Genomic DNA, 11,831 nt, shown 5'->3' on the forward strand with positions numbered 1-11,831 from the left:
TGCTCCTCGGTGAAACGGCTCTTCCTCATTCCTCTGCTCCTTCCTTGGGGCAGACTCTACATCAAAGCGAGGGAGCCAACCGGGGGCAGGTCAGGACGTCAAAATACCTGTCTCTGTCTCTCCGAAGGCAGAGTCCACAGGTTCCAATCTCCGCCTGCAGCTTCAGGGCGAAATGACTTTCACCAGACCACGCGTTAAATACTGTCTAACCCCACGTCAATTTTCGCAGTGCAAACCCAAACCAGACAAGTTTATACTTCACTAACCCCAAACCTACTTGCCACAGATGCCAAATCTGTGCAGTCCAGCATAGTTCCTCTAGAGGACCAACCACCAGTTCTAGATCGCTCGCCCACCGACTTCCGGATATAGCAAACATGACCATTATTTGCTTCATCTACAAATTGGGGCGAGATGCCGCCACGCGAAGGCCAGGACGATCTCGTCGCACGGTCTTGATTAGACCGCCGCTACGATAACACCCTGGGGAAATGGCATCGGCCAGGACTGAAATTCGCGCGGCAAGACAAGCCTTCGGGGATCATTCTTCAGTCCAGATGGATGAAGCGTTCCCGCATTCCCTCGCGACCACAGCACTTGCATTGCTGAAGCGATCGCCAAGGAAGCCCCGGCGCGTGACCGACTAACCAAGTAAGGAGACATCATGCGTACCGCGTTGGTAACCGGATCTGCCGGCTTCATCGGCTCCTTCCTGTGCGCTCGCCTGCTGGCCGAGGGGTTTCGCGTCGTCGGCCTTGACGCGATGACGGACTATTACGACGTCGCCCTCAAGGAGAGCAGGCTGGCGACTCTCACCCGATCCAACCACTTCCGCTCAATCAAGGGCTATGTCGAAACGCCGGGCCTGCTTGCCGAGCTGTTCGCGGAAGAAGCGCCGGAGGTCGTGGTCCATCTCGCGGCCCAGGCGGGGGTTCGCTACTCGATCGAAAACCCCCGTTCCTATCTGGAAAGCAATATCGTCGGCACGTTCGAGTTGCTGGAAGCCGCGCGCGCCCATCCGCCGCAGCACCTGCTGCTCGCCTCGACCTCCTCGGCCTTCGGCGCCAATACCGAGATGCCGTATCGCGAGACCGACAAGGCCGATCACCAGATGTCGTTCTATGCGGCGACGAAGAAGGCGACCGAGAACATGGCGCACAGCTATGCGCATCTGTTCGGACTGCCGGTCACCATGTTCCGCTTCTTCACGGTCTATGGACCGTGGGGGCGCCCGGACATGGCGCTGTTCAAGTTCACCAAGGCGATTCTCGAAGACCGCCCGATCGACGTCTACAACCATGGCGACATGAAGCGCGACTTCACCTATGTCGAAGATCTCGTCGAAGCCATTTACCTGCTCATCGGCACGCCGCCGGTGCGCCCGGCCGAGGGGGATGCCGTTCCCGCAGGCGACAGCCTTTCGCCGGTGGCGCCCTGGCGGATCGTGAACATCGGCAATTCCGAACCCGTCCAGCTGACCGACTTCATCGAAGCGATCGAGGCCGCCACGGGCAGGCAGGCGAAGCGCAACCTGCTGCCGATGCAGGCCGGCGACGTTCCCGCCACCTGGGCCGACGCGCAGCTGCTCCAGACCCTGACCGGCTACCGGCCCCGGACCGGGGTTCGCGAAGGGGTTGCGAAGTTCGTGGAATGGTATCGGGCGCACTACAAGGTCTAGGCACATGCCATATAATGTTGCGTTCCTTTCACCCGTCTCGAATTTCAAGGGGGGCGCGGAGCGGTCGCTGTTCGACATCATGCGCAATCCGCACGTGCGCCCCCTGCTCATCGTACCGGCGGAAGGGCCGGTGTCTGCGCGTGCCGCCGCTGAGGGCATTCCGTTCGAGGTTCTCGATTTCGGTCAGGTGGCTGCAATCCGGCGGCCGATCAGCCCGGCCAGCGTGTGGGCAGCGGCGGGCGACTGGCGCCGCGCCGCGCAGGGGCTCAAGGCGATCGTCCGCCGCCACGGGATCGATCTTGTCCACAGCAACGGCATGAAGGCGCATTGCATCGCCGCGCTGTCGCGCCGGATCGGGGGCGCGCCTGCCCTCTTCCACGTGCGCGACATCGCCGTCCGGCCGACGGAGCGGCTGATATGGCGCGCGCTCCCCCGCGCCGCCGACCAGGTCGTGCTGGTGAGCCGCGCCTGCTGGCCCGCCCCCGATCTGCCCGGCAACGTGTCGGTCGTGTTCAATGCCATCGCGCCCGGAATGGCCACGCTTCCGTCCCCGGCGCCGCACCCCGGCACGGTCCTGGGGATTTGCGGCCGCATCCATCCGTTCAAGGGCCATCATCTCGCCTTGCAGTGGCTCCACGCCGCACGGTCGCAGGGGCTCGACGTCACGCTGCGCATTCGGGGCGAGGCGACGGCGGAGGATCGGGGGTATCTGGAAACGCTGCACCAGACGGTTGCGGCGCTCGGGCTGGAAGATGCGGTGCGCTTCGACGGCAGCTTCGAGGGGTTGGCGGCAATCTATGGCGGACTCGACGTCGTGCTGGTGCCTTCCGAGACGCCCGATCCGTTGCCGCGCTCGGTGATGGAGGCGATGGCCCTGGGCCTGCCGGTCATCGGCTTTCCGGCCGGGGGCATCGTCGAGATGATCGATCCGGGACGCACCGGCTGGCTCGCCGCCGATGCCGAGGATTTTTGCGCGGCGGTGCGCGACATCGCGGCGCTGGGGCCCCAGCTGCCCGCATTCCGCGACCGCATGGCGGCAACCGTCGCCGAACGCTTCAGCATGCCGCGCCTGCATCGCGAGATCACCGCCATCTACAGGTCTGCCCTCGACCGCTGATGCGGGAAGCACCCGGGCAGACACGCAACATGTTTCAACAAGGGCACAGGCCGATGGCTTCCAGGCGCATCCTCTTCATCATCCGCTCGTACCGCCCCGACCAGGTGGGTGGCGGCGCGAAATCCGTCCAGACCCTCGCCGAGGGCCTCGCCAATCGCGGCCACGACGTCCATGTGCTGCGCCTCTGCCCGACCGGCGAAGAGGCGGCAACGCTGCGCGCCGCCGCCGATGCCGGCATCACCGGCCCGGGCAAGCCGACCCTGCACGTCCTGCCGATCCGCAACATCTACTGGCCGCACGACAAGAAGCCGCATTCTGGCGCCGCCAAGGCGCTGTGGCATCTCCTCGACCTGTACAACCCCTGGGCAGTCCGGGATCTTCGCCGCCTGCTCAAGGATCTGCGCCCCGAGGTGATCAACACCAGCATCATCGACGGCTTCTCCACCGCCATCCTGCGGACGGCGAAGCGCAGCGGCGCCCGCCTCATCCACACGATGCGCGACTATTACCTGATCTGCAGCCGATCCGGCATGTACCGGGCGGGCAAGAACTGCGAAACGCTGTGCGCGAGCTGCCAGGTCGTCCGGACCATCAACCGACACCAGGTGCAGCATGTGGACCTGTTCCTCTCCAATAGCGAGTTCGTCGCCAAGACGCACCGCCGCCATGGCGCGTTCGGCCGGGAGAAGCCGTGCGCGGTGCAGTGGAACGTCAACGACCAGCCGCTCGCATCGGCGCACCGCACGCTGGACGACACCGCACCGATCCGCTTCGGCTATATCGGTCGGCTCGCCCCGACCAAGGGCGTCGAGACGCTGATCGAAGCGGCGGGCAAGCTGCCGCAGGAAGGCAGAGACTGGTCGCTGGTCATCGCCGGCGATGGCGCGCCCGACTATGTCGCGCAGTTGCGGGCGCTCGCGAAGGACCATCCGTGCATCCACTTCATCGGCTGGCAGCCGGCGACGCAATTCTACGACATGGTCGATCTGGTGATCTGCCCGTCCGTGTACAACGAGCCGCTGCCACGCGTGATCTACGAGGCTTATGGCCTCGCCGTGCCCGTCGTGGCGTCGAAGGTGGGCGGAAACCCGGAAGTCGTCACCCCCGGCGTTTGCGGCGAACTCTATGATGGCGACAGCGCCGCCGCGCTCGCCGAGAAGCTCGGCCTGTTCCGGCAGATCGCTTCCGAAGACTATGCGCGCTACAGTTCGGGCGCGCTGGCGATGGGCGCAATGTTCACGCCGGACCGAGTGGTCGACAGCTACGAAGCCCATCTGCAGACGCTGTTTCAGCCCTGATCGCGGGCGGAAAGGCCGGAGCTACCGCCTGTCGCGCGTCGATCGACGGCCTCTGCACCGCCCGCCCCGATCCATAAGCAAAAATGGCGCACGCGATGAAGGTCGCGTGCGCCATTTTACGTTGGGTACGGATCGCGCCGCCGATCCCGGCGTCGTCAGCGCTCAACCATAATCGTACATGTAGTAATCGCCCTCGCCCTTCCACAGCCCGGGATCGTGCTTGGTCACGACGCCGCCGAGCAGGTGCAACGCGGCTCCCCGCACGCGTCGCGCCGCCTGCTTGGCCTGGCCGTAATGCGCCCCGCCGGCCGCGACGACGAAGAGGGTCGCCTCCACCTGGCTGGCGAGTTCGACGGCATCCGCCAGTGCGAGTACCGGCGGCCCATCGACGATGATCACGTCGAATGCATCCTGAAGGCCACGCAGCAGATCCGCGACCGGCGCACCGCCGAGCAACTGCGCGGCGTTGGGCGGCGGTGGGCCGCTGGGGATGAACGACAGGTTTTCGAAGCCCGTCGGAAGGATCGCGCTCTCGGGCGCACTGCGCCGCGCGAGCAGGCTGGAAAGACCTCCACCCATATCCTTCTGCACGCCGAGCAGGCTATGCAACGACGGCTTGCGCAGGTCGCCGTCGATGAGCAGCGTCTTGCGCCCGACATCCGCAAACGCCTTGGCGATGAACAGGGCGCTCGTCGTCTTGCCCTCGCCCTTCCGGCTGCTCGTCAGCAGCAGCGAGCGGGGAAGGCCGTTCGGCGACGACAGCTCGATCGCGGTGCGGACCGACTGATAGGCTTCGGTAATGGCGGACCGGAGGCTCGTATTGCGGATATCGAGCAGCGTGTCCTGCGCCTTTGGCACCACCCCCATCAGGGCAAGATGGAGCTTGGCCTCGAGATCCTGCGGATCGCGGATCGAGTCGTCGAGTTGCTCGCGGGCAAAGACGAACAAGGCGGAAACCGCCAGCCCGCCAATCAGCCCCAGCACGAGGATGACACCGACACGGGGAGACACCGGTTCCTTCGGGATCTCCGCCGTGTCCACCGCAATAACGTTGTTCGCGGCGGCCCCGGCTTCGGCGCTTACCTCCTTATATCGCTGCAACAGCCCGTCGTAGAGCTGGCGGCTCGTATCAACCTCTCGCTTCAGGATGTTATAGCGAACGCTGCGGTCCTGCTCGGAAAGGGTGCTTTCCTTCAGCTGCGCCACCTGCTGGGCAAGCGCCTGCGACTGACGCGTCGCGGTGCGTTGCTGCTCGAGCAACGACTGCTTGACGTTGGCGGCCAGGGCATTGAGCTGCCGGTCGATCGAACCTAACTGCGCCGCCGCTTGGGCCACCGTGGGGTGATCCGGCTGCAGGCGCTGACGGAGCTGCCCCAGATTGGCCTGCAGTTCGGCCCGCCGCTCCTCCAATGCCTGCACCGCCGGATTTGCCAGCACCTCGGGCAGCGCGAGCAGCGGCGCCCCATTCGCCTGCCGCCACCGCTCCTCCGCCTGGATGCGCCGCGCTTCCGCCGCGATATAGGCTTCGTTGAGATTCACCAGATTGGCGGTGGTCAGCGATCTTGGCCCTGCCTCCTGGTCCCGCTGCGCATCGGCGCCACCGCTTGCGTCGATCAGCTTCGCCGCGCGGGAATAGTCGATCAGTTCCCGCTCCGATCCCTCGAGGCGTTGCTTGGCCTGCGCAAGCTGGGTGCTGAGGAACTCGCGCGAATAGGTGGTAGTCGAGAACTTCCGCTCGATATTGTTCTGGATGTAATTGTCGGAATAGCTGTTCGCGATGCGCATCGCGGTGGCCGGATCGCGGCTGGTAAAGATGATCTCGACGATGCGTGAATTGGGCATCAGGCTGATGCGCAGGTTCTTCTGCAGCAGATCGGTAACCATCCGCTGCCGCCGCTCGGCGGTGGCGCCTTCCGCGAACTTATCCCCCATCGCGACCACGAACCGGTCATCGGCGGCCAGGCGCAGGCTTGTCGCCACCCGCGCCGCCAGCGCCCGGCTTTCCAGCAGATTGACCTGGGTCTGGAGGAAGCGGTCGAATTCGGCGCCGCCCAAAACCGGCTCGGTCTCCTCGGTCCCCAATACCTTGGTCGATTGCTGGCTCACCTCCACGCTGGCGCGCGCGCGAAACAGCGGCGGCGTGATCATGATGATCGCCACGCCGGCGATCAGGCTCAGGCCGAGGATCGCCAGAACATGCCAGCGACTGCGATAGATGGCGCTGCCGAACGCTCGAAAATCCATGCCGCCGTCGCGCTGGTCGTTCGCGTCGAAAAAGGCGCGCTCATCCAGCTGCTCGGCGAAGCTTCCACCCGCCAAAGACGCGATCGCGCCCCCCTGTGTGCGATGCTCCGTGCTCATAAACTCGTCCAATCTCTAAGGATGCCACAGGGCGCGGCTGGTTCGTTCGCCGCCGCGCCGTGCCGAAGCGTTCGTTACGGGAAGGAAGGGATGTCAGCGCCCATAGAAGCGGAACGCGTTGAGCAGTGGCGCCGCCTGAAGAACGTCGCGCCAAAGGCCCTTCACGTTCGAATACCCCACGACGACGATGTCATTCCCCAATATGCGGGGATCCGGATCCTGGCCGCGCCGGATCCTTCCCAGATCGAATACCGCCACCATTTTCCTGGAATCCACCTCGCGGAAGACAACGACGTCCTTCATTGCCGCAGTTCTGTTTTCGCCTTTGGCGAGGGCAATCACGTTGAGCAGGGTCGTGGGGCCTTTGATGTCGTAGACACCCGGCTCCTCGACTTGCCCTTGCACCGTCACGCGTTGCGACACCGAGGTGGCGACGACGACCGTGACCTGGGGACGGACATAATATTTCAACAAGCGCGTCTGGAGCTCCTGGGCGAGCTGCTCGGTCGTCAGACCTGCTGCCTGCACCGTACGGATCAACGGCATGGAGATATTCCCGGATACATCCACCGGAACCCCCTTCATCGAGAGGTCGGGTTCCTGGAACACGCCGACATCCAGCGTGTCCAGCGGACCGATCACATAGTCCTTGGCCACTTCGCCGGGCGCAGGTTGCATCGTGGCATAGGCGGCCTGCCCGCGCGGCACCGATCCCACCACGTTGGGACCCGCACAGCCAGCCGCGGACAGGCCGAATGCCAACACTGCTACCGACCGAATCACGTGCGATCTAAAACGCTTCACTGCCCCACTCCCTCGCAACATTACACGACAAGCTCCAATACCCCCCTCGACAACGCATATGTTCTACTTCGAAGGCATGCGTGCTACCGAAACTTCATCTATCCACAATGATCTCACACCTTGCATTGGCGTGACGATCAGGCGGATTTCCTGGGCAGGACACGCCGGCCCGACTTCAAAGCGAGCCTCCCCCCGCACCCAGCCGCGCTGTGCCGCCGACCATGCCGTCGGCAGCGAAGGCGAATCTGTCGAAAAGGCAGGCGCGCACGCCATCGCCCATGACGGGCGCGTCGCTGCCTTCCCGCCGTCGCGCAGCATGAAGCGCAGCGCATAGCGCCCTGGCGCAAGCACCAGCCGCTGCCGTACGGCGGGGCCTGCGGCGATGCTCTTGGTTGCAACGAGGAGCGCCTTGCCCTGCCAGGCATGATCCGGCGTTTCGATACCGACGTTGGCGCCGAGCAGGCCGGGCGCCTGCCAGGTGAAGGGACCAATCCCGCGAGGCGCGCTGCCAGATCGCTCGAACGCACCATCGCCCACCAGCTTTTCACCCCCGGCTGCCCGCCAGACCGCCTCCACCTCCGGGTAGCGGCCAGCCCGCCAAAGGCCGTCCAGCAGCGCCGCGGACTCGGCGGTATCTGCCGGCGCGCCGGCGGCCGCGAGTTGACGGTACAGCGCGGCGATCTCCTCTCCCCGCACCCGCCCGTCGCCACCCAGGCTGGCGAGAAACGCCTGCCGCCATGGCGGGCGCAAGGCGAGTTGCTTCGCCACCGCGATTCCGCCCGCTGGATCGGCGAGCAAGTCGCGCAGCGTCCCGAGCAACAAGACGGACTGCGTGTTCTGTCGCAGCAGGCCATCGGCGCGCTGCGCCACGACAACGCGATCCTCCACCTCGTTCGAACGCTGGATCAGCCAAAGTTGGGTCGGAATATCGCGCCAGCCCAGTTGCCCGGCCAGCAGCATCAGCTGCGCAGCAACGTCCATCCGCTTCGCCGCCGCTTCGGCCAACCCGAGCGCGCGCAAGGCCGCCGCGTCCATCGGCGCGCGCTCCAGGGCGATCCGTGCCGCATCCGCACTCCCGCTCCAATCAGCGGCGATCGCACGTTGGGTGGCGATGCGCGACCAGGCGTCGGCGCTGCCCGATCGCCACCGTACCGCCTGGCCAGGCGCGTCCCGAAGCAGGAAGAAGGAAGCCACCCCCATGCTCACGGCCTGCCAGCCAAGCAGCAGACCGGCAGCCATCGCCGGCACCAGCCGCACCCAGCGCCACGCCGGTCGTCCCGGACGCGCGTGCCGACGCCGTCCGCGCGGGAACGACATGGCGAGGCAGGCGGCGAAGGGAACCGCGATGGCGGACATGCGCAAGGGATAGTCATCGGCCGAATGCAGCAGCACGATCGCCACGATCCCGCCTGCGGCGATGGTGAGCGATCGCGATTGCCACCGGTCCGCCGGCGGGGCGGACAATGCCCGCAGCCAGGCGAAGACCGCGAGGGACAATGCCGCCGCGAGCAGCAGCATTGCCGGAAACCCGCCCTCCAGTGCCAGTTCGAGATAATCGTTGTGCGCGTGATTGACGATCGGAACGACGACTTGGTCGAGCGGCTCTATGGTCGGGTAGATGGTCGTGAACGTGCCGAAGCCGCTTCCCCACGGGAAGTACCGGCCGATCGCATAGAGCGTGTTGCTCCAGAAGGTCTGGCGACCGTCTTGATCCACCACCGCGAACCGCGCGAGGGTCGTTTGGGCGAGCGGCGTCTGGGCCAGCCCGACCACGATTGCGGCGAGCAGCAGCGCACCCGCCAGCCCCCATTGCCAGCGCCAGCCATGGGGAAAGCGCAGATAGGCGAACAGCAGCAATGCGATCGGAAGGGTCAACAGGCCGGTGCGCGAGGTCGTGCCCAGCACCGCGAGCGCCAGCAGTGTCGCCACGCCCACCGCCACGGGCCACTGCCCGGCGGTCCGTCCGCGACCATCGAACAGCCGCGGGACCCCGGACGCGACCATCCCGATCAGGAGGAACGTGGCGCTATGATTGTGATTGACGAACAAGCCCAGCGCATCGCCGCGATGCGCCGAGTGGAACACTGCGAACAGCCCCGCACCGCCATAGGCAAGTTGCAGCGCGCCCAGCACGGCGTTCAGCACCGCCACGGCGACGAGCGCACGCAGCACCGCCATCCTGCCGCGCTCGTCGAGGAAAAGCACCGCGACGAAGGCTGCGGCTGGTGGCAGCAGCGCGAGCAGGTCCTGCAGGGTCGCCTCGGGCCGCAAGCTGAGCGGGCTTGCACTATTCGCGAGGCCTGACCGGGTTCGGATCGCTTCCGCCAGTTCCCTGCCCGGCAGTTCGGTCCATAGGGCCCATGGCAAGGGTACCAACTGGAAGACCGGCATCAGCAAGGTTGCCAGCAGCACCAGCAATGCCGCCCAGGTGATCGGCGCGATTTTGACGTCGGCCAGCTTGGGAACAAGCCAGCACAGCCCCAGTATGGCAATTATCTGAACCGCCGTCAAAAGTATTGCGTAGGAAGTGCCCGCACCTCCCAACGCCATCGCTATCGACAGGCCGGCAGCAGTTACACCAGCGTGCGAACTCCGGGTGTTTTCATACTGCAAGGAACCAGAGCGCATCGCTACCTTCCATCATCGGCATCGGGCTCGAATTGCGCCGAGAAAACACGTGTACTGACCTGCACCAATTATTAAGCGCCGATCGCCTATCCCGCTCGCCTGAGTTGGTGAAGGTGATGGTGATGAAGCGTACCCGCAGCCGCCTGGTAGCGGCCGTTCGACTGGCGCCGGTGGCGGCCACGGCGCTGGCCTTGACGGCAGTTTCGCCTGTCCGCGCCAGCGGGCCAGGATCGCAAGCGACACCCATTGTCACCCAGGATCTTCGGCTGGCGAGCGTCGGCTATCGCATCGCAAGGCAAAATGCCGACCGCTGCCAATCCCCGGAGCGCCTCACCGGCCTGCTGCTGCATGATCGCGCCGCATATGACGCGCGCGATCGCGGCCTGATCGGCGCGCGCTTTGGGCTGGGCGAAGGCTTCGGCGTACGGGACGTCGTCGAGGGCAGCGCCGCCGATCGCGCAGGCCTTCGGCGCGGGGACGAGATCGTTGCGCTCAACGGCACGGCAATGGCCGGCTTTGCCCAGGACTTGGTCGGGCGCAAGGCCTCCTATCAGCGCAGCGATGCGTTCGAGACCCTGCTGGACACAGCGTTGCGACAGGGCGCGGCAACCCTCCTGCTCCGGCGCGACGATACGCTGCGGACACTGCACCTCACGGCCGATGCGGGGTGCGGCGGACACTGGGTCGTCCTGCCGGGAAAAGCGTTCAATGCCTGGTCGGACGGCCACTATGTCGCCGTTACCAGCCGATTGATGACGGAAATCACCGATGACGCGGAACTTGCCTTCGTCGTTGCACACGAGATGAGCCACAATATCCTCCGCCACCAGGAGGCGTTGCGCGGACGATCCGCCTTGCTCTCGCAGCTCGGGTTCGGATCCGCCCGGGTGAAGGACACCGAGATCGAGGCGGACACGCTTGCGATTGGCTTGCTCGCGCGCGCCGGATACGATCTTTCGGCACCCGCACGCTTCCTGGTGCGAGCGGCACAAAAGCGCCCGTTTGATGTTCCAATTACCCATCCTGGCCTCAAGCGCCGCATCGGCATTGTCGCCGCGGAGATCGCGCGGCTTCAGGTCTCGTCCTCGAGGGTGGCCGTCTTCGCCCCGTCGAACGCTGCGTTCGACGGGATCCGCGCACACGCCCCGGCGCCAGATCTGGCGACGACCAGCACGCCGAAAACAGCCGATTAATTCGAGAACGGGAGCGCCACGAAGAGCACGCGACGCCGCAACGCCGCGATATTGCATCCGCGGCTATTGCGGGCTTGCGGTTGCGACCAAGACGGCAGCCCCCACGCCAGCGCCCCCGCCGGCGGCGAGAAGCGCCAACGGGATCCCGAAGAACGAATTCTTGCGCCGCACCCGGGGACGCGCCGGCTCCGGAACGCCCTGCCCTTCCTGCGCAGCTTTCGGCTGACTTGCGCCGCTCGCCGCCGGAGAGGTCTGCGTCGGCAGAGCCTGACGCGGCAACACCATGCCGGGGCGAACGGGCGCAGCAACCGCAGCCGTTGCAAGGAGCCCCACGGCCAAGGCACCTAGCGACATTCTGGCAATCATGGCTATCACCTCACTATATCGAATAAACTAATACTATAAAAATAGCCAAAGCAACACGAAGGTCAAGTGACTTAGTGCCATCATCGGGACAGCCCAATCATATATTTCGGACACAACTGAGGTTAGACTGTAATAAACCTGCCGCACCGGCAAATGACTGGCGAATTTTACTGAACGACAGCATCCCCTTCCACATCACGGCTCGGCTTGCCGACGCCGGTGTACTGCAGGCCGGCGCGCTCGAGCTCCGCGGGCGGATAGATGTTGCGCAGGTCGACGAGGACCGGGCTGTTCAGGCTGTTCTTGATGCGGGTGAGGTCGAGCGCGCGGAACGCGTCCCACTCGGTGACGATCACCAGCGCGTCCGAACCCTCGGCCGCCGCATA

8 protein-coding genes are annotated in these 11,831 nt (G+C 65.3%); 4 read left to right on the forward strand and 4 right to left on the reverse strand.

All coding sequences use genetic code 11. From position 1 onward, the window contains the following. Positions 1 to 664 precede the first annotated feature (664 nt). The 3 genes from GGR89_RS21770 to GGR89_RS21780 all read left to right on the forward strand — a co-directional run bounded on the left by GGR89_RS21770 (position 665) and on the right by GGR89_RS21780 (position 4,093). Positions 665 to 1,678, forward strand: a complete 1,014-nt coding sequence (locus tag GGR89_RS21770; protein WP_125978332.1) for an NAD-dependent epimerase/dehydratase family protein — start codon at positions 665 to 667, stop codon at positions 1,676 to 1,678. A gap of 79 nt (positions 1,679 to 1,757) precedes the next feature. Continuing rightward, entirely contained in the window at positions 1,758 to 2,795 is a 1,038-nt protein-coding gene (locus GGR89_RS21775) for a glycosyltransferase family 4 protein (RefSeq protein ID WP_164521924.1), read from the forward strand. A gap of 53 nt (positions 2,796 to 2,848) precedes the next feature. Further along, on the forward strand, positions 2,849 to 4,093 hold the full coding sequence (locus tag GGR89_RS21780; RefSeq protein ID WP_167713188.1) for a glycosyltransferase family 4 protein: 1,245 nt from the start codon (positions 2,849 to 2,851) through the stop codon (positions 4,091 to 4,093). 162 nt (positions 4,094 to 4,255) lie between these two features. Here the strand turns inward: GGR89_RS21780 and GGR89_RS21785 are convergent, their stop codons facing one another. From GGR89_RS21785 to GGR89_RS21795, 3 genes are all read right to left on the reverse strand, one after another. Then, complete coding sequence (locus GGR89_RS21785) at positions 4,256 to 6,454, reverse strand: GumC family protein (RefSeq protein WP_125978338.1); 2,199 nt, start codon at positions 6,452 to 6,454, stop codon at positions 4,256 to 4,258. Between the two features lie 93 nt (positions 6,455 to 6,547). Beyond that, complete coding sequence (locus GGR89_RS21790) at positions 6,548 to 7,216, reverse strand: polysaccharide biosynthesis/export family protein (RefSeq protein WP_164521926.1); 669 nt, start codon at positions 7,214 to 7,216, stop codon at positions 6,548 to 6,550. A 105-nt stretch (positions 7,217 to 7,321) separates the two neighbouring features. Continuing rightward, the gene (locus tag GGR89_RS21795) at positions 7,322 to 9,769 is read right to left on the reverse strand and encodes an O-antigen ligase family protein (protein WP_125978342.1); all 2,448 of its coding nucleotides are present in this window, start codon (positions 9,767 to 9,769) and stop codon (positions 7,322 to 7,324) included. 239 nt (positions 9,770 to 10,008) lie between these two features. On the opposite strand from GGR89_RS21795, the gene GGR89_RS21800 reads away from it, so the two are divergent. Further along, entirely contained in the window at positions 10,009 to 11,079 is a 1,071-nt protein-coding gene (locus GGR89_RS21800; RefSeq protein WP_164521927.1) for a M48 family metalloprotease, read from the forward strand. Between the two features lie 533 nt (positions 11,080 to 11,612). On the opposite strand, the gene GGR89_RS21805 is transcribed toward GGR89_RS21800, so the two are convergent. After that, positions 11,613 to 11,831: UDP binding domain-containing protein (locus GGR89_RS21805; RefSeq protein WP_245201761.1), on the reverse strand; the 219-nt coding region annotated here is incomplete at its 5' end.

The organism is Sphingomonas trueperi (assembly GCF_011927635.1).
Lineage (GTDB): Bacteria > Pseudomonadota > Alphaproteobacteria > Sphingomonadales > Sphingomonadaceae > Sphingomonas > Sphingomonas trueperi.